The sequence below is a fragment of the Alteromonas confluentis genome, assembly GCF_001757105.1.
Taxonomy (GTDB): domain Bacteria; phylum Pseudomonadota; class Gammaproteobacteria; order Enterobacterales; family Alteromonadaceae; genus Alteromonas; species Alteromonas confluentis.
The window spans coordinates 78,318-103,923 of the sequence record NZ_MDHN01000039.1; the positions used below are offsets into that span (position 1 = coordinate 78,318).

Annotated in this window: 25 protein-coding genes; 14 read left to right on the plus strand and 11 right to left on the minus strand. The window is 47.3% G+C overall.

All coding sequences use genetic code 11. The features are described 5' to 3' along the window. The first annotated feature begins 176 nt into the window (after positions 1-176). Entirely contained in the window at positions 177-1,547 is a 1,371-nt protein-coding gene (gene radA, locus BFC18_RS16680) for a DNA repair protein RadA (protein WP_070126730.1), read from the plus strand. Between the two features lie 2 nt (positions 1,548-1,549). Here radA and BFC18_RS16685 read toward each other — a convergent pair whose 3' ends face one another. Together BFC18_RS16685 and ettA are read right to left on the minus strand one after the other, a co-directional pair. Continuing rightward, a complete protein-coding gene (locus tag BFC18_RS16685) occupies positions 1,550-1,954 on the minus strand; it encodes a PilZ domain-containing protein (RefSeq protein WP_070126690.1) in 405 nt (134 codons plus the stop codon). A gap of 142 nt (positions 1,955-2,096) precedes the next feature. Next, positions 2,097-3,767 carry an energy-dependent translational throttle protein EttA gene (gene ettA, locus BFC18_RS16690; RefSeq protein ID WP_070126691.1) on the minus strand — a complete coding sequence of 557 codons (1,671 nt, stop codon included), beginning with the start codon at positions 3,765-3,767 and terminating at the stop codon, positions 2,097-2,099. 203 nt (positions 3,768-3,970) lie between these two features. Here ettA and lpxD point away from each other — a divergent pair, with 203 nt between their 5' ends. From lpxD to BFC18_RS16745, 11 genes are all read left to right on the plus strand, one after another. Continuing rightward, positions 3,971-5,011 (plus strand): UDP-3-O-(3-hydroxymyristoyl)glucosamine N-acyltransferase, encoded by a 1,041-nt coding sequence (gene lpxD, locus BFC18_RS16695; RefSeq protein WP_070126692.1) that lies wholly within the window; start codon positions 3,971-3,973, stop codon positions 5,009-5,011. A gap of 75 nt (positions 5,012-5,086) precedes the next feature. Further along, positions 5,087-5,782: an aspartate/glutamate racemase family protein gene (locus BFC18_RS16700; RefSeq protein WP_070126731.1), complete on the plus strand. Its 696-nt coding sequence runs from the start codon at positions 5,087-5,089 to the stop codon at positions 5,780-5,782. A 203-nt stretch (positions 5,783-5,985) separates the two neighbouring features. Further along, positions 5,986-7,242 carry a serine hydroxymethyltransferase gene (gene glyA, locus BFC18_RS16705; protein ID WP_070126693.1) on the plus strand — a complete coding sequence of 419 codons (1,257 nt, stop codon included), beginning with the start codon at positions 5,986-5,988 and terminating at the stop codon, positions 7,240-7,242. A 71-nt stretch (positions 7,243-7,313) separates the two neighbouring features. After that, complete coding sequence (nrdR, locus tag BFC18_RS16710; protein WP_070126694.1) at positions 7,314-7,763, plus strand: transcriptional regulator NrdR; 450 nt, start codon at positions 7,314-7,316, stop codon at positions 7,761-7,763. Positions 7,764-7,772: 9 nt separating this feature from the next. Then, positions 7,773-8,894, plus strand: a complete 1,122-nt coding sequence (gene ribD / locus BFC18_RS16715; RefSeq protein WP_070126695.1) for a bifunctional diaminohydroxyphosphoribosylaminopyrimidine deaminase/5-amino-6-(5-phosphoribosylamino)uracil reductase RibD — start codon at positions 7,773-7,775, stop codon at positions 8,892-8,894. Positions 8,895-8,917: 23 nt separating this feature from the next. Continuing rightward, complete coding sequence (locus BFC18_RS16720) at positions 8,918-9,583, plus strand: riboflavin synthase (protein ID WP_070126696.1); 666 nt, start codon at positions 8,918-8,920, stop codon at positions 9,581-9,583. An 18-nt stretch (positions 9,584-9,601) separates the two neighbouring features. Continuing rightward, complete coding sequence (gene ribBA, locus BFC18_RS16725) at positions 9,602-10,702, plus strand: bifunctional 3,4-dihydroxy-2-butanone-4-phosphate synthase/GTP cyclohydrolase II (RefSeq protein ID WP_070126697.1); 1,101 nt, start codon at positions 9,602-9,604, stop codon at positions 10,700-10,702. Between the two features lie 85 nt (positions 10,703-10,787). After that, positions 10,788-11,261 carry a 6,7-dimethyl-8-ribityllumazine synthase gene (gene ribH, locus BFC18_RS16730; RefSeq protein WP_070126698.1) on the plus strand — a complete coding sequence of 158 codons (474 nt, stop codon included), beginning with the start codon at positions 10,788-10,790 and terminating at the stop codon, positions 11,259-11,261. Between the two features lie 11 nt (positions 11,262-11,272). Then, positions 11,273-11,692 (plus strand): transcription antitermination factor NusB, encoded by a 420-nt coding sequence (gene nusB, locus BFC18_RS16735; RefSeq protein ID WP_070126699.1) that lies wholly within the window; start codon positions 11,273-11,275, stop codon positions 11,690-11,692. 62 nt (positions 11,693-11,754) lie between these two features. Next, positions 11,755-12,723, plus strand: a complete 969-nt coding sequence (gene thiL / locus BFC18_RS16740; RefSeq protein WP_070126700.1) for a thiamine-phosphate kinase — start codon at positions 11,755-11,757, stop codon at positions 12,721-12,723. Then, positions 12,723-13,217: a phosphatidylglycerophosphatase A family protein gene (locus tag BFC18_RS16745; protein ID WP_070126701.1), complete on the plus strand. Its 495-nt coding sequence runs from the start codon at positions 12,723-12,725 to the stop codon at positions 13,215-13,217. Before thiL ends, BFC18_RS16745 begins: the two co-directional genes overlap by 1 nt. Positions 13,218-13,229: 12 nt before the next feature. Here the strand turns inward: BFC18_RS16745 and BFC18_RS16750 are convergent, their stop codons facing one another. The 4 genes from BFC18_RS16750 to xseB form a co-directional block, all read right to left on the minus strand. Continuing rightward, on the minus strand, positions 13,230-15,365 hold the full coding sequence (locus BFC18_RS16750; protein ID WP_070126702.1) for a hypothetical protein: 2,136 nt from the start codon (positions 15,363-15,365) through the stop codon (positions 13,230-13,232). A 631-nt stretch (positions 15,366-15,996) separates the two neighbouring features. Continuing rightward, positions 15,997-17,862, minus strand: a complete 1,866-nt coding sequence (gene dxs / locus BFC18_RS16755) for a 1-deoxy-D-xylulose-5-phosphate synthase (protein ID WP_070126703.1) — start codon at positions 17,860-17,862, stop codon at positions 15,997-15,999. A 34-nt stretch (positions 17,863-17,896) separates the two neighbouring features. Further along, positions 17,897-18,787, minus strand: coding sequence for a (2E,6E)-farnesyl diphosphate synthase (gene ispA / locus BFC18_RS16760; RefSeq protein ID WP_070126732.1), 891 nt, complete (start codon positions 18,785-18,787; stop codon positions 17,897-17,899). A 49-nt stretch (positions 18,788-18,836) separates the two neighbouring features. Next, a complete protein-coding gene (gene xseB / locus BFC18_RS16765; protein ID WP_070126704.1) occupies positions 18,837-19,082 on the minus strand; it encodes an exodeoxyribonuclease VII small subunit in 246 nt (81 codons plus the stop codon). Between the two features lie 318 nt (positions 19,083-19,400). Between xseB and pomA the strand changes: the two genes are divergently transcribed. Both pomA and BFC18_RS16775 read left to right on the plus strand, forming a co-directional pair. Next, positions 19,401-20,159 (plus strand): flagellar motor protein PomA, encoded by a 759-nt coding sequence (gene pomA / locus BFC18_RS16770; protein ID WP_070126705.1) that lies wholly within the window; start codon positions 19,401-19,403, stop codon positions 20,157-20,159. Positions 20,160-20,164: 5 nt separating this feature from the next. Further along, positions 20,165-21,112, plus strand: coding sequence for a flagellar motor protein MotB (locus BFC18_RS16775; RefSeq protein WP_070126706.1), 948 nt, complete (start codon positions 20,165-20,167; stop codon positions 21,110-21,112). 15 nt (positions 21,113-21,127) lie between these two features. Here BFC18_RS16775 and BFC18_RS16780 read toward each other — a convergent pair whose 3' ends face one another. The 5 genes from BFC18_RS16780 to BFC18_RS16800 are packed head-to-tail and all read right to left on the minus strand — an operon-like array spanning position 21,128 to position 25,565. After that, positions 21,128-22,387, minus strand: coding sequence for an SAM-dependent methyltransferase (locus BFC18_RS16780; RefSeq protein WP_070126707.1), 1,260 nt, complete (start codon positions 22,385-22,387; stop codon positions 21,128-21,130). After that, positions 22,387-23,124 carry a DUF1365 domain-containing protein gene (locus tag BFC18_RS16785; protein WP_070126733.1) on the minus strand — a complete coding sequence of 246 codons (738 nt, stop codon included), beginning with the start codon at positions 23,122-23,124 and terminating at the stop codon, positions 22,387-22,389. The genes BFC18_RS16780 and BFC18_RS16785 overlap by 1 nt, the downstream gene beginning before the upstream one ends. Before the next feature lie 17 nt (positions 23,125-23,141). Then, a complete protein-coding gene (locus BFC18_RS16790) occupies positions 23,142-24,413 on the minus strand; it encodes an NAD(P)/FAD-dependent oxidoreductase (RefSeq protein WP_070126708.1) in 1,272 nt (423 codons plus the stop codon). A gap of 13 nt (positions 24,414-24,426) precedes the next feature. Next, on the minus strand, positions 24,427-25,146 hold the full coding sequence (locus BFC18_RS16795) for an SDR family NAD(P)-dependent oxidoreductase (protein ID WP_070126709.1): 720 nt from the start codon (positions 25,144-25,146) through the stop codon (positions 24,427-24,429). After that, positions 25,143-25,565 (minus strand): nuclear transport factor 2 family protein, encoded by a 423-nt coding sequence (locus tag BFC18_RS16800; protein ID WP_083273149.1) that lies wholly within the window; start codon positions 25,563-25,565, stop codon positions 25,143-25,145. Before BFC18_RS16800 ends, BFC18_RS16795 begins: the two co-directional genes overlap by 4 nt. Between the last annotated feature and the right edge of the window lie 41 nt (positions 25,566-25,606).

Below are 25,606 nucleotides of genomic sequence, written 5' to 3' on the forward strand. Positions count from 1 at the left end.
ATCTTATCTGGCTGCCAACATCATCTGTCTTTATCGGCAGCATTGCAGGTAACTACAACCCAAATTAAGACCGGAAGCTTATCCTTTATTATTTTTCCGGTGTGCGGACCACAGATATTAACGGTAGAATAGCGGCAAATACCACTGTTTTGTTACATCTTTACTCAACTATCACTATGGCTAAACGAAAAACCGCATACGTATGTTCCGATTGTGGCGCTGAATTTCCGCGCTGGCAGGGGCAGTGCAGTGACTGTAAATCCTGGAACACCATTTCTGAATTTGTCGTCTCTCCAGCAAAAACGCCCAAAGCCGGATTCAGTGGCTATGCAGGACAAACCAACGCGCGAATTGAGCCCCTCAATGCCATTAATTTAGAGGCATTGCCGCGATTTACTTCAGGTTTCAAAGAACTGGACCGGGTGCTCGGGGGCGGTATCGTTCCTGGCGCGGCCATGTTGATTGGTGGTTCCCCAGGGGCGGGTAAAAGTACCTTGTTGCTTCAGGTTATGTGTGAACTGGCAAAAGAGAAAAGCGCCTTGTATGTCACCGGTGAGGAATCGCTACAGCAGGTTGCGCTGCGAGCCCAGCGTCTGAATCTGCCTACTGACAAGTTGATGATGCTGGCAGAAACTAATGTGGAAACCATCTGCGAGCTGGCACTCACTCAGCAACCGAAGATCATGGTTATCGATTCCATTCAAGTAATGAATGTGTCGGATGTGCAGTCTGCGCCGGGTAGCGTGTCGCAAGTGCGGGAAAGCGCCGCCTACCTGACCCGCTTTGCCAAGCAAAACCACATCGCTATGTTTATCGTTGGGCATGTAACGAAAGACGGTAACCTGGCTGGCCCCAAGGTGTTAGAACACTGTATCGACTGTTCTATGATGTTGGAAGGGGAAAGTGATGGGCGTTTTCGTACCCTGCGTAGCCATAAAAATCGCTTTGGTGCGGTGAACGAACTGGGCGTGTTCGGCATGACCGAGCGGGGTTTAAGAGAAGTGAATAATCCTTCAGCGATTTTCCTCAGCCGCGGTGAAAATCAGGCCCCAGGTTCCAGCGTAATGGTGGTGTGGGAAGGAACACGGCCGCTACTGGTAGAAATTCAGGCGCTGGTGGATTATTCCCAGATGGCAAATCCCCGGCGAATTGCCGTGGGTTTGGAACAGAACCGTCTGGCCATGCTACTGGCAGTGCTGCATCGCCACGGCAATGTGCAGATGAACGACCAGGATGTGTTCGTGAACGTGGTGGGCGGCGTGAAGATTGGTGAAACTGGCGCAGATTTAGCCCTACTGCTGGCCATGGTGAGCAGTTTCCGCAACCGCTCACTACCGCGGGATTTGATTGTGTTTGGTGAAGTTGGCCTGGCTGGAGAAATTCGCCCGGTGCCCAATGGAACTGAGCGTATTACTGAAGCGGCTAAACATGGCTTTAAGCGGGCGATTGTGCCTAAAGCCAACGCGCCGAAGCAACCTATCCCGGGATTGACCGTAGTACCGGTGAGTCAACTCTCAGATGCATTAGAAGCCGTTAGCGAACAGTAGTGCTACGCGTCTTTTTTATACACAGCATCAATAAGCGCATTCAGATCCTGTTCGCTTAGACCAGGATCGCCACTGTTTAAATTAATCAGTGTGCGCAATTCAGCCAGACATTCCACCTCGACATGATCGACCTTACAGCCGATAAATATCAAGTCAGAATTGCCCTGAGACTGGCGATAAAGCTGCTGCAGATAAAGCGTAATTAACGGACTGTCGGGGTTGGCTTTGAACATGACTGTGTATGGGTCATAGCTGTCAAAGGGCAACATTTCCAGCATAGCTTCGGCCGCGCTTAGCCGCAACCCTTGCAGGGAAACATCTTCAATTGTGACGGGTATGCTATTACCGTGAAGGCTTAATTCTCCCGGTACTTTCAAATCAACTCGCTGGAACTGGCGTTTATCCACGTTATCCTTCCCACATGCTTACCCCTAATTATTAGTATAAACAAAAGGGTAAGGTCAACCTGATGGGTAAAATTTATCAAACCCAATGGGTAAAAGCACGAAATAGATACTAAAAACCCCGCGTGAAGCGGGGTTTTGTCAGCTATTTCTTCGCCATACGCTTGTATTTCAGGCGGTGTGGCTCTACCACGTCGTGGCCAAAATTCTCTTTCAGCCAGGTTTCGTAATCGGTGTAGTTCCCTTCAAAGAAGTTAACTTTACCTTCATCACGATAGTCGATGATGTGGGTAGCTACGCGGTCGAGGAACCAACGATCGTGCGAGATAACCATGGCACAGCCAGGGAATTCCAATAACGCATTTTCCAGTGCTCGCAGGGTTTCCACGTCAAGATCGTTGGTCGGTTCATCGAGCAGTAGCACGTTGCCACCGGCTTTCAGTAGTTTGGCTAAGTGAACACGGTTGCGCTCACCACCTGACAGATCGCCAATGAATTTTTGCTGATCGCTACCACGGAAGTTAAAGCGGCTGCAGTAAGCGCGGCTATTAATTTCAAAGTTACCGATGCGGATAATGTCCGAATCGTCAGAAATTTCCTTCCACACGGTGTTTTTGTCGTTCATGTGGTCACGGAACTGTTCCACGCTGGCAAGATGAACGGTATCACCAATTACGACTTCACCTTCGTCAGGTTGTTCCTGACCTGAAATCATTTTAAACAGGGTCGATTTACCCGCACCGTTCGGTCCGATAATACCCACGATAGCGCCTTTGGGTACCACGAAGTCCATATCATCGATAAGTATGCGGTCACCGTAAGCTTTCTTCAGGTGCTTCACTTCGATGACTTTATCGCCCAGACGTTCGCCTGGCGGAATAAACAGCTCGTTGGTTTCATTACGCTTCTGATAATCAGAGGTGGACATTTCTTCAAAACGGGCCATACGGGCTTTCGATTTAGCATGACGGCCTTTCGGGTTCGAGCGTACCCATTCCAGTTCCTGCTTCATCGATTTCACGCGGGCATTTTCAGTGCGTTCTTCCTGGGCAAGGCGGGCTTCTTTCTGTTCCAGCCAGGAAGAATAGTTACCTTCCCAAGGAATACCGTGACCACGGTCGAGTTCCAAAATCCAGCCTGCCACGTTATCAAGGAAATAACGGTCGTGGGTAATGGCTACCACGGTACCTTCGTAGTCGTGAAGGAAGCGTTCCAGCCAGGCAACAGATTCGGCGTCTAAGTGGTTAGTCGGTTCGTCAAGCAGCAGCATGTCTGGCTTTTCAAGCAACAGACGACACAGGGCAACACGGCGACGCTCACCACCTGATAATTTAGACACATCGGCATCCCACGGTGGCAGACGCAGGGCGTCGGCGGCACGTTCTAATGCGTTATCCAGGTTGTGACCGTCTTTAGCCTGAATGATGGCTTCCAGTTCACCTTGCTCTTTAGCCAACGCATCGAAATCGGCATCAGCTTCGGCATAGGCGGCATACACTTCGTCAAGACGGGTAAGGGCGTGTTTTACGTCAGCAACCGCTTCTTCGATGTTGCCGCGTACGTCTTTAGTTTCGTCCAGCTTCGGTTCCTGAGGCAGGTAACCGATATTAATACCTGGCTGTGGGCGGGCTTCGCCTTCAATTTCGGTGTCCACACCAGCCATGATGCGCAGCAGGGTGGATTTACCCGCGCCATTCAGACCAAGTACGCCGATTTTAGCGCCAGGGAAAAAGCTTAGAGAGATATCTTTTAAGATATGACGGTTGGGTGGCACAATTTTGCCAACCCGATGCATAGAATATACGTATTGAGACATACTCGTAACAGTGTCCTTAAATGAATTAACCGTATTGTACTCGTTTTCCCGTGGATCTGACCAGTGAAGCCGGTAACGATTTCTATAATTGGCGGAAAATTATCCGCATAGTTGTTAAACCAACGGATTTTAGTGATAAGGGTCAGGACGAGAGTGACATTTTACAGTAGCATACACACAAAATTTCCGAACAGGATTTGCGCATGACAGCACAGAAAAAGCACACATATACTCTTGCCGAACTGGCTGAGCACGTAGGTGGTCAGGCGGGCGGTCAGGGAAATGCCGCAGAAGTGAAAATCAGTGGTGTTGGTACACTGGCTGGCTCAGAAAGCCATCAAATTTCTTTTCTCACCAACGTAAAATACAAGTCTCAGTTGGCCGAAACCAAGGCCGGTGCGGTAATCATTCACGATAAAGCCGCAGACGAATGCCCGGTACCGGCACTCATTCATGGTAATCCGCACGCTGCCTTTGCGCGCATCGCGCAGTTGTTCGATACCACGCCAGTTGTCGCTTCGGGTATCGCCGCCTCGGCGGTAGTGGCGTCGTCAGCCACCTTGGGCACCAACGTATCGTTGGGTCACAATGTGATTATTGAAGACAACGTGGTGCTGGGCGACAACGTCACTATTGGCGCAAATACCGTTATCGGTAAAGGTGCGAAAATTGGTGAAGACACCACAATTTATCCGAATGTCACCATTTATCATGAAGTTAATATTGGTAAGCGCGTTACCATTCACAGCCAAACGGTTATCGGCGCATCAGGATTCGGTTATGCCAACGATAAAGGCACCTGGATCCCGATTCCACAAACTGGCAGTGTCCGCATTGGCGACGATGCGCAAATTGGTGCTTCCAGCAGTATCGACCGTGGCGCCATGGAAGACACCATTATTGGTAAGAATGTAATTATCGACAACCAGGTTCAGGTGGGTCATAACTGTATCATTGACGACCATTCTTGCATCTGCGGTGCTACCGGCATCGCCGGAAGTTGTCATATCGGTAAATACGTGATCATCGGCGGTGGTGTAGGCATCAACGGCCATATCTCTATCTGCGATAATGTGCAGGTTACCGGCTACACCATGATCGTGCAGGACATCACAGAACCCGGCGTGTATTCTTCGGGTCAGCCAGCCATGAAGAACCGCGATTGGCGCAAGGTTACAGTGCGAGGTCGACAGATAGACGATCTGTTTAACCGGGTTAAAGCACTGGAAAAAAGGGGCCAGTAAGGTCTACCTTATACTGAACAGGCTCATAGGAGCCTGTTTTTGTATCTGCAGTTCGGTTTTTCTAAAGGGGCAATTATGAAGACGATCGGGTTACTCGGCGGCATGAGCTGGGAAAGTACCGTTGGCTATTACCGAGCAATAAATCAAGGCGTGAAGCAGACGTTGGGCGGATTACATTCTGCGAAAATAGTGCTGGTGAGCGTCGATTTTGCCGAAATCGAAGCGTGCCAATCCCGTGGTGACTGGGAAACCGCCGGGGCCTTACTGGCTGCCGGTGCTCGTCAGTTAAAGTCTGCTGGCGCTGAGTGCTTACTTATTTGTACTAACACCATGCACAAGGTGGCAGATGCCGTAAATGCCGCAACGAATTTGCCACTTATTCATATTGCCGATGCGACGGCGGAACAGCTGGTGGCAGACAAGGTTGCTAAAGTCGGTTTGCTCGGCACGGCCTTTACCATGGAGCAAGATTTTTACACGGGGCGTCTGCGGACTCATGGACTGGATGTTATCGTACCTGAAGAGGTCGATCGCCACATTGTGCATCGCGTTATATATGAGGAATTGTGCCTTGGACACACCTCTGCATCGTCTAAAGCAGAGTATTTACGTATTATCGATTTACTCCGCGCTAACGGCGCAGAGGCTGTTATTCTTGGTTGTACAGAAATCGGCTTGTTAGTCACGAGTGCCGATACGGCGGTGCCACTTTTAGATACCACCGCCATTCACGCGCAAAAGGCAGTGGAATTTGCCTTACAAAATAACTGAGTTAACCGCTTATTCCACTTTCATATCAGTTAAATAAATAACTGCTAAAGCCCACCGGTTGTATGCCGCATGCCGATGTGAAACTTTCTTCACATCGGATCTTATGATTAATGCTAACAAAGCAGTATACATAGCGTCTAAAATGACTAAAATATGCCCCTCATTTTATAGCAGTCCAAAAATACGCAGAGTAAGGAGCCTTCATGTTACCTCGCGATATGACTATTGCGGATTACGATCCGGAACTGGCAGATGCCATGGCGAAAGAAGCTGAGCGTCAAGAGCACCACATCGAGCTCATCGCATCAGAGAACTATTGTAGCCCCCGAGTCATGGAAGCACAGGGTTCACAGCTGACTAATAAATATGCTGAAGGTTATCCTGGTAAGCGTTATTACGGTGGTTGTGAGCATGTAGACGTGGTTGAGCAATTAGCTATCGACCGTGCGAAGCAGCTGTTTGGTGCTGAATACGCGAACGTACAACCGCACGCAGGATCACAGGCCAATGCGGCAGCGTTCATGGCGCTGATCAACGCTGGCGATACCGTATTAGGTATGAGCCTGTCTGAAGGTGGTCACCTTACTCACGGTTCACACGTGAACTTCTCTGGTAAGACGTACAATGCAGTACAGTATGGTCTGAATCAGGAAACCGGCGAAATTGATTACGAGCAGGTTGAAGCACTGGCCCTTGAGCACAAGCCTAAGCTGATCATCGGTGGTTTCTCTGCTTACTCTAAAGTGGTTGATTGGGCCCGTTTCCGTGAAATAGCAGACAAAGTGGGTGCGTACCTGTTAGTCGACATGGCCCACGTTGCCGGTCTGATTGCTGCTGGCGTTTACCCAAGCCCACTGCCTCACGCACACGTGGTAACGACAACCACGCACAAAACACTGGCTGGCCCGCGTAGTGGTCTTATTCTGTCTGCCTGTGGCGACGAAGACATCTACAAGAAGCTGAATAGCTCGGTATTCCCGGGTAACCAGGGTGGTCCTCTGTGTCATGTTATCGCTGCAAAAGCGGTAGCTTTCAAAGAAGCCCTGCAGCCTGAATTCAAAGAGTATCAGCAACAGGTTGTTACGAACGCCAAGGCGATGGTTGAAGTGATGCTTGAGCGCGGTTTCGACATCGTTTCCGGCGGTACTGAAAACCACCTGTTCTTGCTTGACCTGATCAAGAAAGACATCACTGGTAAAGATGCCGACGCTGCCCTTGGCCGCGCGAACATCACTGTGAACAAAAACTCGGTGCCAAATGACCCGCGTTCTCCGTTCGTAACCAGTGGTCTGCGTATCGGCAGCCCGGCAATTACCCGTCGTGGTTTCAAAGAGCAGGAAGCAAAACAGGTTGCTACCTGGATTTGTGACATTCTTGACAACATGGGTGATGAAAGTGTTGTTGAGCGTGTTAAAGGCGAAGCCATCAAACTGTGTGAAGCATTCCCTGTTTACGGTTAATAGCCCCTCGCGTTAAACTATGAACCGCCGGACAACCCTGTCCGGCGGTTTTGTTGTTTTAAGGACTCCCCATGTTTTGCCCGTTTTGTTCGGCTCAGGAAACCAAAGTTATCGATTCCCGTCTGGTGGCAGAAGGGCATCAGGTGCGCCGTCGCCGGGAATGCGTGATCTGTCACGAACGTTTTACTACGTTTGAGAGCGCAGAATTGGTGATGCCCCGTGTGATTAAACGTGACGGTTCGCGGGAACCGTTTAACGAAGACAAACTCCGTGCAGGCCTGCAGCGTGCACTGGAAAAACGTCCGGTGAGTACAGAGCGTATTGAGGAAGTGATTTTGTCACTGAAATCCGCCCTGCGTGCTACTGGAGAGCGTGAAGTCTCTAGTGAATATCTGGGTAATCTGATTATGGATGCCCTTAAAGAACTGGATAAAGTGGCTTATGTACGCTTTGCCTCTGTCTACCGTTCGTTCGAAGATATTCGCGAGTTCGGTGAGGAAATTGCCCGCCTGGGAGACTAATCCGCTGTCATGACATGCTCATTATCTGCGTCAGTAAATGACGATTACACCTGGATGGCTAAGGCCATTAAACTGGCCCGAAAAGGCCGCTTCACCACCTCACCGAACCCTCGAGTGGGATGTATCGTTCTCGATGCAAAAGGAGAGTTAGCCGGGCAGGGCTTTCACGTTCAGGCGGGGACGCCACACGCTGAAGTGCATGCGCTACGTGAAGCCGGTGAAAAAGCCCGTGGTGGCACCGCGTATGTCACATTGGAGCCATGTAGCCATTTCGGTCGCACGCCACCTTGTGCCAATGCCCTCATCGATGCCGGCGTGAGCCGGGTGGTGGTGGCGATGACCGACCCAAACCCGCAAGTGAGTGGTAACGGTATACGTCGCTTGCAGGATGCCGGCATCGAAGTGGTTACCGACGTACTGGCCGCTGAGTCTGCTGCGCTTAATCCGGGATTCATTAAGCGAATGGTTACCGGTAAGCCAAGAGTGACCGTAAAAATGGGCATTAGCCTCGACGGTAAAATTGCCTTATCCAATGGGGTGAGTCAGTGGATCACTGGTTCTGAAGCCCGCCGCGATGTGCAATTACAGCGCGCGCAGAGTTGTGCAGTGCTTACCGGCTCTGGTACTGCACTGGCTGATAACCCCAGCTTGCTGGTAAGAAAAGCCGAAGCCGATTTGTCCGACTATCCTGCATTGCCACTACGCCAGCCACTACGCGTTGTCATCGATTCTCATAATGCTTTACCGGGCAATTTACAGTTGTTTACCGACGGTCATAAAACACTGCGCATTACTGGACAGCCCATAGCGCCAGAGACTGACGTGCCGGCCCAGGCAATATCAATGAAAGGCGATCACATCGATTTACATGAATTGATGATGAAATTGGGTGAGCGCCAGCTAAACGATGTTTGGGTAGAAGCCGGCCCCGGACTCGCAGGTGCACTGTTAGCTGCCGGAGAGGTCGATCAGCTTGTAGTATATCAGGCCCCCAAAATACTCGGTGACAAAGGTAAGAGCATGATGACATTGCAGGATTTCACCGCGCTGGAGCAAACGCCGACACTTTCTTTGACCGATGTCAGGCAAATTGGCCCGGATATCCGCCTGACCTACGATATAATTAGTTAAATTCAGCCAGGAGGCTAACCGATATGTTTACCGGTATTATCCAGGCTCTGGGAACCATTCGTTCACTGGACCACCGTGGTGAGGACATCAAACTCACCGTTTCGTCTGAGAAGCTCGATATGTCGGATGTGGCGTTAGGCGATAGCATTGCCACAAATGGTGTTTGCTTAACGGTTACCGAGTTTGGTCATGACTACTACTGCGCCGATGTTTCAGCCGAAACCATTAAGTACACGGGCTTCGCCAATTATAAGCCGGGTAGCACCGTAAACCTTGAGAAGGCCATGCGTCCTACCGATCGTTTCGGTGGTCATATTGTTTCCGGCCACGTAGACGGTGTGGGCGAAGTAAAACGTATTGTTAAGCACGCCACCTATATTGAAATTTGGGTTGCTGCCCCCACTGATCTGGCTAAGTACATCGCCCATAAAGGCAGTATTACTGTCGACGGTGTGAGCCTCACAGTCAATGAGGTAGACGGCAACGAATTTATGCTGTGGATTATTCCCCATACGCTTCAGGAAACGGTGATTGGCAATTATAAAGCCGGTAGCCGGATCAACCTGGAAGTCGACGTGGTAGCACGCTACCTGGAGCGGTTGATGATGGGCGAGAAAGCGGCAGAGAAATCGAGTAAAAAAGACATCAGCATGGCGTTTCTTGCCGAAAATGGCTTTTTGAGAAAATAACCCTACACAAGTGAAATTATGGCACTCAACACATCAGCAGAAATAATTGAAGATATCCGTCAGGGTAAAATGGTCATTCTGATGGATGACGAAGACCGTGAAAACGAAGGCGATATCATCATGGCGGCGGAGCATGTTACGCCGGAAGCGATTAACTTTATGGTTACCCACGCCCGTGGTTTGGTTTGTCTGCCCATGACGCAGGAACGTTGTGCACGTCTAAACCTGCCATTAATGGTCGATAAAAACGGTGCTCAATTCCACACCGCATTTACCGTATCGATTGAAGCCGCACGTGGCGTGACCACCGGAATTTCTGCCGCTGATCGTGCCACAACAGTGCTTGCCGCTGTTGGCAAAGATGCCGTTGCTGCCGATGTGGTTCAACCTGGACATATTTTCCCTTTAATCGCAAAAGACGGTGGTGTACTGAATCGCGCAGGGCACACCGAAGCCAGTGTTGACCTGGCTCGATTAGCAGGTTGCGAACCGGCGGCGGTGATTGTTGAAATTCTGAATGAAGACGGCACCATGGCCCGTCGTCCTGAATTAGAAAAGTTTGCCGAGAAGTACGATATTAAAATTGGCACCATTGCCGACTTGATTGAATACCGTAATCTTAACGAAACCACCATCGAAAAAGTTGCGCAGTGTCATTTGCCGACGGAGTACGGTGATTTCGAATTGCATACATTTAAAGATGTGATTGATAACCAAATCCATTTCGCACTGAAAAAAGGGGATATCAATCCAGAAGACCCCACGCTGGTTCGGGTACATCTGCACAATACATTGGGTGATTTGCTGGGCTCAACCCGCAATATTAGCCGCACGATGACGCTGCAGGATGCGATGAAGCGGATTGCCGATGAAGGTGGCGTCCTGGTGCTGCTAGGCAAAGAAGAAGATCTGGAAGGCCAGGTGAGAAAGTTTGCCGCGGAAGACCGCGGTGAACAGCCTGAAGGCAAGACCTGGACAGGCTCGTCGCGCACCGTCGGTGTGGGGAGTCAGATCCTGGCGACATTGGGCGTGAAGAAAATGCGCCTGTTAAGTAAGCCTGTTAAGTATCATGCATTGTCAGGTTTCGGGCTAGACGTCGTCGAATATATTCATTCATAAGTTCGCGTTGCTTTCGTGAACAATCGATTCAGTTTGTGCGCAGTTATGCTATACTGCGCGCCGTTTTTTATAGGGGTGGAATTCCATGCAGGTAATTGAAGGTAACATTCGCGCGACAGGCAAAAAATTCGCTATTGTTGTGTCTCGTTTTAACAGTTTTGTTGTAGAAAGCTTGCTGGAAGGTGCGCTTGATACCTTAGAGCGTCACGGCGAAGTCAGCGACGGCGACATCACGCTTGTTCGTGTTCCTGGCGCTTATGAGTTACCTGTAGCGGCTAAGAAAATCGCGGAAAAAGGCCAGTTCGATGCCATCATCGCATTGGGTGCGGTTATTCGTGGTGGTACGCCGCACTTTGATTTTGTTGCCGGAGAGTGTAACAAAGGTCTGGCGCAAGTTTCTTTAGAATACGGTATTCCGGTCTCTTTCGGTGTAATCACCACAGACTCAATCGAACAGGCAATTGAACGTTCAGGCACTAAAGCCGGCAACAAAGGTGCAGAAGCTGCACTGGGCGCGCTGGAAATGGTGAACGTTGTTTCTGCCCTTAACGATCTTTAATCGGGGGTTACGTGAAAGTATCCGCACGTCATAAAGCCAGAGAACTCGCCCTGCAGGGTATTTACTCGTGGCAGATGAGTAAGAATGACATTGCCCAGGTTGAGCTTGCACTGGCAACCAGCAATGACATGCAAAAGGTTGATATGGTGTATTTTCAGGCCATTCTGCGCGGCGTCGTCGAGAACGTAGAAACACTGGATACGAAAATCAAACCGTATCTTGGCCGCTTGCCGGAAGAGCTTGATCCTATCGAGAAAGCCGTTCTGCGTATTGCTACCTATGAACTGACTGAGCGCATGGACGTGCCTTATCGCGTAATTATCAACGAATCGATTGAACTTGCTAAGTCTTTCGGTGCCGAAGAAAGCCATAAATTCATTAACGGCGCGCTGGATAAAGCAGTAAAAACCCTGCGTCAGCACGAACGTTAATCAGCGATCTATTTACGGGGAAATCCGTAAATATTCGACGACACTGAATCAATCGGTATTACGTGAAAGAATTTGACCTCATTGGCCGCTATTTTGCAGATGGCGGCCATCAACGAAAAGACGTACTGGTCGGCATCGGCGATGACTGTGCGGTAACGTCTGTACCTGCAAATCAGCAATTAGCCATCACCACTGACACATTGGTATCTGGCGTTCATTTCCTTAAAGATGCACCTGCGCGCTCTGTTGCCTATAAAGCGGTGGCGGTGAACTTGAGTGATTTGGCGGCCATGGGTGCCGAGCCCGCGTGGATTTCTCTGTCCTTATCGATGTCACATGTCGATGAAGCCTGGATGGAAGAATTTGCCAATGGCCTCTACGAGCTAACCCGTTACTATTCGGTACAGCTCATTGGCGGCGATACGGTGCGTGGTCCGCTGGCGATGACAATTACGGCGCAGGGCTTTATTCCACCTGAAAACGCGTTAAAGCGCAGTGGCGCAAAACCGGGCGACTGGATTTACGTTACCGGCACTACCGGTGATGCCGGCGCTGGCCTTGAAATTCTGAAAGGCGAGCGTGAGGCAAAATCAGAAGCGGATAAAGACTTTTTGGTTAAGCGCCACTTATATCCCACGCCGAGAGTAGCAGTGGGGACGGCGATTCGTCGCACCGCCACATCCTGTATTGATGTCTCTGACGGCCTGCTGTCTGATTTGGGCCATATTCTTAAAGCGTCGAATTGCGGTGCCCTGGTTCATGTAGACCGTTTGCCGGTTTCATCCCCATTATTTAATTGCCTGGGTGCGCAGGAAGCTTACCGCTACGCGTTAACCGCTGGAGACGACTACGAGTTAGTCTTCACGGTAAATGAAGAGCAGCGGGGTAACTTAGAAACCTCTTTGGCTTCTACTGGTGTAAAAGCGACCTGTATTGGTCAGGTTACTGGACAAAAGGGCAAGGTAGACCTCAAGCTGTACGATGCACCCTATGAACTGCCTGATGCCGTGGGTTACGAGCACGAGTTTTAATGCAACCTGAGTATCGCGCCCGAGTATCGATGAAAAATCCCGTGCATTTCTGTGCACTGGGATTTGGATCGGGCCTTATTCCACTGATGCCTGGTACCTTCGGCTCACTGGCAGCAATCCCGCTAATTCTTCTTCTCGCGCCGTTAGGCGATAGTATTTTCTTAACCGCTACCCTCGTTAGTTGCATCGTTGGAATCTGGTTCTGTGGCCGTACCGCGAGCGATATGGGCGTGCATGACCACGGTTCTATCGTATGGGACGAAGTGGCAGGTATGTTACTTACCTTCATGTTTGTGCCCATCACGGTATGGACGGTATTACTGGGTTTTGTGCTGTTTCGAATTTTCGACATACTCAAACCCTGGCCAATCGGGCCAGTGGATAAAACCGTGCATGGCGGTTTGGGAATAATGTTGGATGATATCCTGGCCGGGCTGATGTCTTTTGCCTGCTTGCAAGGCGGGATCTATTGGTTTCCGGTATTGCTAAAATAACGTTGGAAAACATTATTGATTTTTAGAATTTAGCTTTTGAGCAGCGCTAACTATAGCTTCAAGAGGTACTTCATTTTTTTGATTAAACTCGAACGGTGGAGTTAAGAGACTGATAAACACATTTATATCAATATTTTCAAACGCATTCTGATTAAAGGCTATAACTAGTCTTAGTGTATTAAATCTTCCTTTGTAAAAATCTGACATTTTTTTATTATATCGAAAGGTTCCGACTAAAATCTGAACAATGTATAGCATTGCTGCAAATATACTAAATCTTATAATATGTTTTTCTATTCTTAACCCAGTATCAAGTTCTTCTTTTTGAATTAATAATTCCAATATGTTAGATTTAACCGAAATTCTATCGTTTAAGCTTTCTATTTCTGCTGGTAAATAAGCGAATTCTGAATGGTTTAGAATTTCGACTACTTCATCAAGTTTGTCCTTCTCATTAACAGTGAGTTTTTTCGAGGACATCTTTAATAGTACATTTGTGTCTGGTAAGATTCGTTTGTAGTATAAATATCCCAAAGTATCTATAAATAGAGGTTGCCCTTCTAACGTCTTACCTACACTAAACTTTGGGATGCCTAAAAGAATAGAGCTGGATTCCCAACTTTTAAAATCTTTATCGGTTTCTATAATTTTATTGTTTCTAGCTAGAATAACCACTTTATTTGAGAAATAAGTGGTAAAATCTATGTCGTTATCCATGTTCCACAGGTCTTTTGGTATTTTATTAGCAACTCGTTCAAAACTCCTTCCTTTGTCAAGAGAGATTAATATTGTGCTACCTTTGGTCACTTCAACTAAGTCTTTATCTATTGTTAAAAAAGAGTCGAAAGGTGGAAAAAAGTAGTGCTGAGGACTGGGTTTAATCCAGTCAAGCCCATTAAACGAAAAATTAAACTGTCCTTGAAAAAATGTAAAGAAAACATTTTTTCTGTAATCTATAGGGAGCTCTTTCTCAACACTTGACGAAGCAAATTCAAATTTTTTAACAGCTTCCCATTCAAACTCACTGTTGAAAGTCTTGAGAATGAATTCGTTAGTTATGCCAAACAGCTTTTTATCAAATAAAAAATAATCGATCATTTCTTCTGTCCCTAAATCTTCCAGTTTATTATTTTTTTCTTTAAAGACTCCAGACTGAAAAACAAAATGCTGAGTTTCCCTCTCATCTTGAAATGTAAATTTAAGTTTTTTATGTTTAAGCTCGGGGGGGGTTATTGTTTTGAATGTTTTGCACGCATTGTTCGTATAAATGTAGCCGAAATCAGAACTGGTATTTCTAACGTTCATAAATTCAAAAACGTTACTATAAGGATTTTTTTGATTAAAAAAAATATTGAAATTTTCCCTGCTTAAATTAATATCTAGTGATGAGTGTTCCCATCTATTATCTGTATAATTGAAGTGATAGAAATTGGTTAAAGGTATAGATGGTGAATTATGATTTCTTTCATAAGCGCAAATTCCGCTTGGTGAATCGATAAAGTTCATTCGGCTAAAGTTGTTTTTATTAGGTAAGGATAATTCTATAAATTTATTGAATTCTTGATCGATCAATAGTCCATTTTCATACCCACGGAATGTGAATATATATTTAGATGGTAAGTCAGTTTTTATATCTGCTTCCCAAGAGTGTAAAGGAATTACTTGTTCTATTTTACCGTTTAAAGGCAGCTTTATTTCATGTAAACTTCTGTCTTCTAGAGAAAATTGATAAACTTTATTTTTTGTTCTATTAATTATAATGCTGGTGGTATATTTCCCAAAGTTCCAAATGAAAGAGTAGTCGTTTTTTGAATCCAGGTTTCTTTCGGAGTTTTTATCTTTTTCTATTATTTCTCTTACCCACATACTTTTAGGTACTTTTTTAAGAGATGCATCTCTCTCTTCTCTTAGGTTTTTTATTTCATCTTCAAGCCTCAATCTATTGTTGCTTTTGTAAATATTAGCTTCCAATTTTTTAACTATTAGAGGGACGTATAGTAGAGATAGGCCAGCTATGACTATTGTAATTAAAATTAGCAAGGCGGAAATGTAACTTTTAAATTTATATCTATAAGATGCTCCATTGAAAAGGTCTAGGCGGTTATTAATTAATTTTAATTCTTCGCTAGTATAGTTTTTTCTTCTCAAGTTCTGATCCCATTAAATACCTTCTGGCCCTGACTATTTTTTAATCTACGATAGTGCATGGATTAAAACAAGTCATTTTTTTGACAAATAATGGTGAGTTTTAAACTGGGAGTGCTTAAAAATTATTAATTATTTTTAATTTAGTTAATTAGTTGTATTCTTGTGTAAAATTTATTTTCAATTTGTTTCTAACAAAAGGGCATGAACACTTTCTACCAATAATTTATCGAATAATGACATATGCTGTGTTTAGCCCGAGTTTAAATGCTAATTTCACTAAGGTTGGTTAAATAGAGGGAATGGCCAACTGCCTGTTAGTGGCTTTAATCGAAATAATGCCCCGTTATTACAAGCAGTTGAAGGAGGGCGAGCTATAATGGTTGGAGCTTTTTTCTACAATTATTTTTGTAATGGGGAGCTGACACCCTTGATATTGGCTCATAGCAAAATGATTCAGAACAACTAAACTAAATTAGGTTACTAACAACTCCCTCAGGGGATCCTGTCAAAATCATAAAGCGACTTTGACCGGCTGGAACATTAATTTGCTAGAATGACGAATATGTTTGGTTTTTTCATTATCAGATATCTTTTATCAAAGTCTAACAATTTTAATTTAATATGGTAGTAGTTACCTTTTAATAAACGCCGTGATCTGCGCTTCAATACCCGCGCCATCGATCTGCAGCTCAGCATACATCTGTTGCTGGGTACCTTGCTGAATAAAGCTGTCTGGCAGACCAAGGTGTAATGTGTGGACAAGCAGTTTATTCGCACTTAAGTACTCACTGACTGCCGAGCCTGCACCGCCCATAATGCAGCCGTCCTCAAGCGTCACTAGCAGCTCATGGGAAGAGGCAAGTTCGGTGATCATATCGCCATCGATGGGCTTCACAAAACGCATATCCACCACGGTCGCATCGAGCTTTTCAGCCGCTTCCAGCGCGCCGGGCAGTAATGTACCAAAGTTCAGAATAGCCACTTTTTTGCCTGCACGAAGCGTACGGGCTTTACCTAGCGCCATCGCTGTCATAACGTCATCGGCGGGCTTGCCGTTGCCGCTTCCTCGCGGATAACGGACAGCCGCTGGCATATTTGCCTTATGGCCGGTAAACAGCATTTGACGGCACTCGTTTTCGTCTGAGGGCGTCATGATTATCATGTTTGGAATGCAGCGCAAGAACGCAATATCAAAAGCCCCTTGGTGCGTTGGGCCATCGGCGCCGACCACACCAGCGCGGTCAATAGCGAACAATACTGGTAACTCTTGCAGTGCTACGTCATGAATTAACTGATCGTAACCCCGTTGCAGGAACGACGAATATATTGCCACAACAGCATTGTAACCTTCTTTCGCCAAGCCGGCGCCAAACGTCACCGCGTGCTGTTCGGCTATTGCCACATCAAAGTACTGTTCGGGGAATTGCTGTGAAAACTTCACCATGCCAGAACCTTCACGCATGGCGGGTGTAATCGCCATGAGTTTAGGATCATCCGCAGCCATATCGCACAGCCATTGGCCAAAAATCGCCGAGAAAGTGGGGGCTGATGGCGCAGCTTTAGGTAATGCGTTATCCAGCGGATTGAACTTCGGTACCGCGTGATACTTAATTGGGTCTTGTTCTGCTACCGGGTAGCCTTTCCCCTTACGTGTGACCACGTGAAGAATATGAGGGCCTGAGAATTGGCGCATATTACGCAGGGTATCTACCACGGCGTTTACGTCATGGCCATCAATAGGGCCAATGTAGTTAAAGCCAAGCTCTTCGAAAATTGTGCCCGGTACCACCATGCCTTTAATATGCTCTTCCGCACGGCTGGCGAATTCTTTGATTGGCGGTACATTGCTGAGGAGCTTCTTACCCCCATCGCGAATTTTATTGAAGAAGTTGCCGGTAAGCAGGCGAGCAAGGTGGCTGTTTAGCGCACCCACGTTTTCCGAAATCGACATTTCGTTATCGTTCAGCACGACCACTAAGTCTTTATTGATATCGCCAGCGTGGTTCAGCGCTTCAAACGCCATACCTGCAGTCATCGCACCATCACCAATTACCGCAACGACTTTACGGTTTTGGCCTTCTTTATCGGCAGCCACAGCCATACCCAGCGCTGCACTGATCGACGTTGAAGAATGACCAACGGCAAACGTGTCGTAGTCACTTTCAGGCGGCCAGGGGAAGGGGTGTAACCCGTCTTTCTGACGAATAGTAGACATTCGCTGTGCGCGGCCCGTCAGGATTTTATGTGGATAGGCCTGGTGACCTACATCCCACAGTAGTCTGTCGAAGGGCGTGTTGTATACGTAGTGCAACGCCACGGTTAACTCAACGGTACCCAAGCCAGAGGCAAAGTGGCCACTGGTTTGACTAACCGATGTCAGCAAGAACTGTCGAAGTTCGTCTGCTACGGCCCGCAGTTTTTCCTGCGGCAATTTTCTGAGTTCATCCGGAGTCTGTGCCTGCGCCAGAAGAGGGTAGTGCGATAAATCTAAACTCATTGTTCTTTTTTCATTTTGTTGTTTAGCATGAAAATCAGAATGTCCGCTTTACCATTAAATCGGTAAAAGCAGATAACAGCTCGGTATTGTAGGGCAAACTGTCTAATGCTTGAAGTGCACTATCGTGTAGACGGGCTAATTCCGCCTTTGCTTGTGTCATCCCTAACAATGCCGGGAAGGTATTTTTCCCTGCTTCTATGTCGGAGCCCTGAGGCTTGCCAATCACAGCTGCATCGCCTTCCACGTCTAAAATGTCATCCTGGATCTGAAAGGCAAGACCGATATCGCTGGCGTAACGAACAAGCGCGTTACGGTGCCCGGGGTCGAGTTCTTCAGCCAGTAATGTGATCATTTCGGCACAAGCCTGCAATAACGCCCCCGTTTTTAAACGGTGTAGGCGCGTTAGTGCGTCGATATCTATGGTTTTGCCTGTAGACGCCAAATCAATAGCCTGGCCGCCGCACATGCCCATATAGCCTGAGGTACGGGCAAGGATGCTGACTAATATAGCGCGCTTATCCTGGGCGAACTTACTCATTGGCGCTTCGGCTAAAATACTAAACGCCATCGTTTGTAGTGCATCGCCAGCGAGAATGGCCGTCGCTTCATCAAACTGAATATGACAGGTGGGCTTGCCGCGGCGGAGATCATCATCATCCATGGCGGGTAAGTCATCATGGGCAAGTGAATAAGCATGAATACATTCAATGGCCATGCTAATTGCAGCTTGATCCTGACCAGGAATATCCAGCGTGTTGCCAATAAGGTGAACCAACAGGGGGCGCATGCGCTTACCGCCAGCCAGTAATGAATATTCCATAGCCGCACGGAGTTGCGGGGCGTGGTCAGGTAGTTGTGCTACGTATTGCAGCAGGCTTTCGTCAGTATTTTGTTTAATCTTCTGACGTAAGCTGTCGATATTAATCATGAATTACCTGTAAAACGGGTAGCAGAGGCACCATGGGCGCCGGTAATCAGTCTTCAGATGGGGTGAAGTCAACGAGGCTGTCTTCACCTTGTTCGCGGAGCAGAATTTTGACTTTTTGTTCTGCCTGGGCGAGGGCCTGTTGGCTGAGACGGGATAATTTTACACCACGCTCGAACTTTTCCAATGCTTCATTCAGCGGTAATTCGCCGGATTCCATTTCTGTCACTATGGCTTCAAGTTCCTGCAGCGAAGCTTCGAATGAAGGTTGAGAAGGCGCTTTTTCTTCAGACACGTCAGAGATCCCGTGGGTAACTATTAGTAAACGCGCACATTAACTGAGGGCTTTCGCCGGGTCAATTGGTTTGTCCATTGAGAATGCCGGAAAAAGCGGCTATCCGACTGGTTTCGCTCAGGATACCTGATAATGAGGATTCATCCTGAAAAGTTCATGCTTTGATTATAGAATTCAGAAATCTGGCCGATAGAGTAAAAGTCAGCGATGACAGTTTCCGGCAGGTCCAATAAAACAGGTTATAATAAACAAGGTCGTAAACGACCATTCACATCAACTTGCCAACAGCGCTAGTACGAGTTTTTTGAGGAGCAATAAGTGGATTTAGCAACCGTCATTGGCATGTTAGGTGGTATCGGCTTTATTGTCATGGCCATGATCCTCGGTGGAGATCTGTCCATGTTTGTCGATGTCGCCTCGGTGCTCATCGTTTTCTGTGGTTCTATTTTCGTTGTTATGTCCCAGTTCACCCTTGGCCAGTTTTTCGGTGCCGGCAAGGTGGCGGGTAAAGCGTTCATGTTTAAAATCGATCCGCCAGACGCGCTCATCGAAAAAATCGTTGAAATGGCAGATGCGGCACGAAAAGGTGGCTTCCTGGCGCTTGAAGAAGCAGAAATTGACAACCCCTTTATGCAGAAAGGGGTAGACATGCTGGTGGACGGCCACGACATTGAAGTGGTTCGCGAAACGCTGAAAAAAGATATTCAGATGACCACTGAGCGTCACGAATTCGGTGGTTCTATTTTTAAAGGCCTGGCCGACGTTGCCCCCGCCATGGGAATGATTGGTACCTTGGTTGGTCTGGTAGCCATGCTTTCCAATATGGACGACCCGAAGTCTATCGGCCCTGCGATGGCGGTTGCATTGTTAACCACACTCTACGGCGCATTCTTAGCCAACGTAATTTGTCTGCCGATTGCCGCGAAGCTGGAAAACCGCAAAGAAGAAGAAAAGCTGAATCAGTCGTTGATCCTCGATGGCATTGTGGGCATTGCCGATGGCCAGAACCCGAAAGTCATTGAAGGCATTCTTAAAAACTACATTGCTGCCGGTAAGCGCGGCGGTGATGAGGAGTAGGGGCGATGTCTGACGAATGCCCTAAATGCCCCCCTCCCGGCCTACCGGCATGGATGGGGACATTTGCCGACCTGATGTCACTGTTGATGTGCTTCTTCGTACTGTTGTTGTCCTTTTCGGAAATGGACGTACTGAAGTTTAAACAAATCGCCGGTTCGATGAAGTTTGCCTTTGGTGTGCAAAATAAAATCGAAGTAAAGGATATCCCTAAAGGAACGAGCGTTATTGCTATGGAGTTCCGTCCAGGCCGCCCTGATCCTACCCCCATTGAAACCATTCAGCAGCAAACCATTGATATGACGCAGCCAACCCTGGAGTTTCAGGCCGGTGATGAAGATTCCTCCGGTGGCCGTCAAACGCAACGGGGTGATCAGCGTGGTGGTCAGGCGCAACAAACAGCCTCCGATTCGGCTGCATCCTCGTCGCAAAGTTCTGATAAAGAACAAGATAACGAAATGATGAAAAAGGTGGCTGAACAACTGCAGAAGGAAATTGCAGACGGTTCGATTGAAATGGAATCGTTGGGTCAGCAGATCACGATCAGGATCCGTGAGAATGGTTCTTTCTCTGCCGGTTCTGCATTCTTACAGCCTCAGTTTAAACCGGTGCTCAGAAAAATTGGTACGATGCTGGCAGATATGCCGGGAGAGATTGAGATTTCAGGCCATAGTGATGGTCAGCACATAGCGAATGAGTTATATCGTTCAAATTGGGACTTGTCTGCCCAGCGTGCGGTGGCGGTGGCTGAAGAGTTACGAAACGCGCCAGGCTTTGATGAAAACCGAATGTCGGTAGTAGGGCTTGCGAACACTAAACCGCTGGTGGAAAACGCGGCGACGTCTGACGACAGAGCACGTAATCGCCGGGTAGAGATCAATATCAACCAAGGCAAGCCACTGATTTCAGACCCAATCTCGGTGCTCAACAACAGCGCCAGCGGCGGAGAAGAGTAATAAAAAGGGGCGCTGTTATGCGCCCCGTGTAATTGCCTCGCGGTAATGTGGTTTCGACAGCAGCAATTGCACCGTCGAAATGGTGCGTTCAAGGAATCCACCTTCACAGTACTTTAAGTAGTATGTCCACATACGCATAAAACGTTCATCGTAACCGTCCTGCTTTAGAGGCTCTCTGGCATTGATGAATGCCTCGTACCAGTCATCTAAGGTTTTAGCGTAGTCCAGGCCGATATCTTGCAAATCGCGAATTGAAAGGTCGCTGTGACGTTTCAGGTAATCATTAATAATGAGTTGCGATGGCAAGAACCCGCCCGGGAAAATGTATTTCTGAATGAAGTCGACACTGTTGCTGTAGCTTTCGTAGCGGCGGTCATCAATAGTGATGGATTGCAGCAGCATAAGCCCTTCAGGCTTTAGCAGTGAGGCACATTTATTGAAAAAGTTGCCCAGATAACGTTTGCCAACCGCTTCAATCATTTCAATGGAAACCAGTTTATCGTACTGGCCTTCAAGGGTTCGGTAATCTTGCTTTAACAAGGTTACTTTGTCGCTCAAACGTTCTCTTGTAATCCATTCTTGTGCGTACGCAAACTGCTCTTCAGAAATGGTGGTGGTAGTCACGTGGCAACCGTAATGTTTCGCTGCGTAAACGGCTAGCCCTCCCCAACCCGTACCGATTTCCATTAAATTTTCACCAGGCTTAAGCTGCAGCTTGTCACATATGGTTTTTAATTTATGCGTCTGGGCGTCAGATAGCGATGCGTTGGGATCGGGATAAATTGCCGACGAATACATCATCGACTGGTCGAGAAAGCGGGTATAAAGCTTATTGCCCAAATCGTAATGGGCCTCGATATTCTTTTTCGCCTGAATTTCCGTATTGCGGCGAAGAAAATGCTGAACCTTCTGAAAAGGTAACATGAACAAACGGTATTTCTGTTCCCATTTATCCAGCATTGGCAGGTTACGGGCAAAAATACGGATGACTGACGTAAGATCGCTGCTCGTCCACAAGCCATCGGTGTACGTTTCGCCCGCTGCGACGCTACCGCCAAATAATAATTGTCGGTAAGCTTTCACATTCAAGATGTTTACATCTGCTTTCAAATCGTGTGACGGGTTACCGAATTCACCCACTGTCGTGCCGTTTTCCTGAATGGACATGTGACCTTCAGGTAAAATCGACAGCACTTTTAAAAAAGCTGCGCGACAGGCGCGGTCTATACTGCTGGCTTCCTGCTCAAAAATAAACGCTGATTCACCGTGTGACATTATCTCGGTTCCTGGCTGTTAGGGTGATCGTAAATCGGTGTGCGTTTAATGAATAATTTCAACGCTTGCCAATAAATCCCCACCACTGTTTTTATTGTCATACTAGGTATACGTCTAAGCATAATGCGCAGGTTAGTATTATCTAATGAAATTCTTTTCATATTCAGACCTGCGGTAAAATCCTTTTCTTTTCGGTGGCACGCCATAACCAGGTTGAAATGCGCATCGGGTTGCCTAATTGTCCATTTATAGGTCATGTCCAGTGGGTTAAACGGCGACACATGGAAGGCTTTCTCGGTGTCTTCCTGGGTTTCCATATCAACCAAATAGTAATGACGTTCATTCCACGGCGTATTGCTGACTTCAGCGAGCATATGCGTGAAGCGGTTGTGCTCAGGACTTCTTAAAAAGTAAAAATTTACCGGGCTAAAGTAAATGCCGAAAGTGCGAAGTTGACCGAAAAAGAAAACCTCGCCATCGAGTTTTTCACCCTGATTAAGCGCCGTCATTTTTTGGCGTATCGCTTCATCTAACGGCAGTGATGGCTCACCGTAATAATCATCGCGATGGAAACTGAGCCAACCACGTTTGCCGATAGAGAAATGTCTCAGCGTATGACTCAGTGACTCAATTTCAGACAATTTCAACCAGAACAAATATATATCGTAGTCGAATTTATGCTGAGTGGGGCGAAACCGTTGGTGAAAAACTTTGCCTTGGTAGATGGCACTTTCCATGTCGCCGGTTTGTACGTTCACAATGTGGCCCCAAAACGTTCACAGACATCCAGTGCGCTGCGAACGCCGTCTTCATGAAAGCCGTTGTACCAGTATGCGCCACAAAAATGTAAGCCATCAACGCCACAGATTTCAGCGCGTCGGCGCTGTGCGGCTACCATGCTGCCGCTGAACTGAGGGTGGGAATACGAATATTGTCGTAAGATTTTTGTTTCATCAATGGCATCTGTGTTGTTCAGCGTTACACAGAATGTGACCGGCGCATTGTCAAATCGCTGCAGAATATTCATATCGTAGGTAACTGAGGCCGGCGCATGACGCTCATCCGGTGTTTCTTTTAAGCGGTAATTCCAACTCGCCCAAGCCAGCTTTCTGTCGGGTAATTGTGTGGTATCGAGGTGAAGCACCACATCATTACTGGCATAAGGAATAGCACCAAGAATATCCTGTTGTGCATCGGTAGGCGCATCTAACATGCGTAATGCCTGGTCCGAGTGACACGCAAAAATCACTTCATCAAAAACTTCACTTTCTCGGCCTTCAATGCATACCTCCCAGCCTGCCTCTATTTTTTTCACTTTATAGACCGCCGACGACAGGCGAATTTTATCTTCGTAGCCTTGAGTGATGCCTGAGATATAACTGTGAGAACCGCCAATCAAGGTGTACCACTGAGGGCGATTGTTGACACTGAGTAGGCCGTGGTTATTGAAAAACTGCAAAAAGAAGGCGAGGGGAAACTGTTTGGTTTGCTCTAGGCTGGCAGACCAAATAGCCGCACACATGGGTAATATATAGAGGTTAGCAAACTCGTTACTGAGGCCAAGCGATTGAACGTATTCAAACAATGTGGTGGTAAAATCTTCTTCGCGGGCTTCTTCATGACGTGCCTTACAGGCTTTATTGAACTTAAGAATGTCGCGGACTAAGCGCCAGAAACGGGGACGGAACAGATTACGGCGCTGGGCAAACAGCGTATTCAAATTATTACCGTTGTACTCCAGGCCGGATTTTTCACTATGCACTGAAAAACTCATCTCAGTAGGCTGACGCGACACGCCCAGCTTGTCCATGAGTTTGATGAAATTTGGGTAGGTCCAGTCATTAAAAACGATAAAACCAGTGTCGACCTGGTAGGCACGCCCCTTAACTTTGATTTCTTTAGTGGCGGTATGGCCACCTATATAATCGTTGATATCAAATACGGTTACGTCATGCTGTTCGTGTAGCAGGTGAGCGCAAGTCAGTCCCGAAATGCCGCTGCCAATAATTGCAATTCGCCGTTGCATATTAAAACCCTTATTACTGCTGTTGCCTCATTTTTAATGACAACCATCTTTGAATACCTGTGGGAAGATTGTGCAATGTACGCATGATCCATCCGAATCCCGTTGGGAAAAACAGGCTGTGTTTTTGTTTTTCTATTCCTTCAAGTAATGCCTTGGCCGCTTCGTCAGCGGTTATTTTCATCGGCATATCGAAGTCGTTTTTATCAGTGAGTGGCGTTTCTACAAATCCCGGCGAGACAGATTGCACAAGAATGCCTTTGTGCGCCAAGTCCACTTCCAGGCTTTTAGTAAAGTAATGCACTGCTGCCTTGCTGGCGCCGTAAGCTTCAGTACGTGTAAACGGCACCAACCGCGCCATGCTGTCGACAATGACCAGTTGGTCGCCAGCTTTTAGTTTAGGCAATAAGGCGTCGACGCTGTGAATAATGCCAAAAAAGTTAATTTCGAAAACCCGACGAAACATCTCGGGCTGGAAATCATCTACGTCGACATATTCGCAGTTACCGGCATTGAGCACGGCAATATCAAATGACAGTTCCGAAATGGCCGATTTAGTCGCGGCCAAATCCGTTAAATCAAACTGTGATGTTGTTATCTTACTGTTTTTACTGAGTTCTGCCAGAGCATCTTTATTTCGTCCACACGCGATCACGTGGTAGCCCGCGGACGCCGCATGCAGCGCAAACGCTTTACCTATACCGGATGTGGCACCGGTGACAAGAATAGTTTTCATGAGGCTAACCTTTGTTTAATTTTTTTAATGATCCAACTAAGCACCGGTATATGCTCATACACCATTTCGCCGAGGTCATAATAGTCACGCTGTAAATAGATCTTATTATCAGCAAACTTGATGAGACTGACGCCATCCAGCGTCACTTGCTTCGCGTTTGACTTCAACGTAAGACGCATAGTCCAGGTAATGGTTGCAGAACCCGTGTCAGTGTGACCCTCTGCATGCACATCATGAATATCGAAGAAACAGGTTCTAGCCTGCTCAGTTAACGAGGACAGATAGTCTGTAAGGGCTTGTAATCCGTGGTGGGTGGTAATGGGGTCAATAAATTCTACATGCTCTGTGTAAATCGTTCCCAATGCCGACATATCTGTATCGTGGAGTTTGGCGTACAACTTACAAAATTTATCAATCATGTTCACGGCGCTGATTCTTATGAATGTAAAAGCAGTATGTA

Excerpts from the sequence above, each read along its gene's own strand:
- radA (WP_070126730.1), top strand. The coding sequence starts at position 177 with ATGGCTAAACGAAAAACCGCATACGTATGTTCCGATTGTGGCGCTGAA.
- ettA (WP_070126691.1), bottom strand. The coding sequence starts at position 3,767 with ATGTCTCAATACGTATATTCTATGCATCGGGTTGGCAAAATTGTGCCA.
- lpxD (WP_070126692.1), top strand. The coding sequence starts at position 3,971 with ATGACAGCACAGAAAAAGCACACATATACTCTTGCCGAACTGGCTGAG.
- BFC18_RS16700 (WP_070126731.1), top strand. The coding sequence starts at position 5,087 with ATGAAGACGATCGGGTTACTCGGCGGCATGAGCTGGGAAAGTACCGTT.
- glyA (WP_070126693.1), top strand. The coding sequence starts at position 5,986 with ATGTTACCTCGCGATATGACTATTGCGGATTACGATCCGGAACTGGCA.
- nrdR (WP_070126694.1), top strand. The coding sequence starts at position 7,314 with ATGTTTTGCCCGTTTTGTTCGGCTCAGGAAACCAAAGTTATCGATTCC.
- ribD (WP_070126695.1), top strand. The coding sequence starts at position 7,773 with ATGACATGCTCATTATCTGCGTCAGTAAATGACGATTACACCTGGATG.
- BFC18_RS16720 (WP_070126696.1), top strand. The coding sequence starts at position 8,918 with ATGTTTACCGGTATTATCCAGGCTCTGGGAACCATTCGTTCACTGGAC.
- ribBA (WP_070126697.1), top strand. The coding sequence starts at position 9,602 with ATGGCACTCAACACATCAGCAGAAATAATTGAAGATATCCGTCAGGGT.
- ribH (WP_070126698.1), top strand. The coding sequence starts at position 10,788 with ATGCAGGTAATTGAAGGTAACATTCGCGCGACAGGCAAAAAATTCGCT.
- BFC18_RS16745 (WP_070126701.1), top strand. The coding sequence starts at position 12,723 with ATGCAACCTGAGTATCGCGCCCGAGTATCGATGAAAAATCCCGTGCAT.
- dxs (WP_070126703.1), bottom strand. The coding sequence starts at position 17,862 with ATGAGTTTAGATTTATCGCACTACCCTCTTCTGGCGCAGGCACAGACT.
- BFC18_RS16775 (WP_070126706.1), top strand. The coding sequence starts at position 20,165 with ATGTCTGACGAATGCCCTAAATGCCCCCCTCCCGGCCTACCGGCATGG.
- BFC18_RS16780 (WP_070126707.1), bottom strand. The coding sequence starts at position 22,387 with ATGTCACACGGTGAATCAGCGTTTATTTTTGAGCAGGAAGCCAGCAGT.
- BFC18_RS16785 (WP_070126733.1), bottom strand. The coding sequence starts at position 23,124 with ATGGAAAGTGCCATCTACCAAGGCAAAGTTTTTCACCAACGGTTTCGC.
- BFC18_RS16790 (WP_070126708.1), bottom strand. The coding sequence starts at position 24,413 with ATGCAACGGCGAATTGCAATTATTGGCAGCGGCATTTCGGGACTGACT.
- BFC18_RS16795 (WP_070126709.1), bottom strand. The coding sequence starts at position 25,146 with ATGAAAACTATTCTTGTCACCGGTGCCACATCCGGTATAGGTAAAGCG.
- BFC18_RS16800 (WP_083273149.1), bottom strand. The coding sequence starts at position 25,565 with ATGATTGATAAATTTTGTAAGTTGTACGCCAAACTCCACGATACAGAT.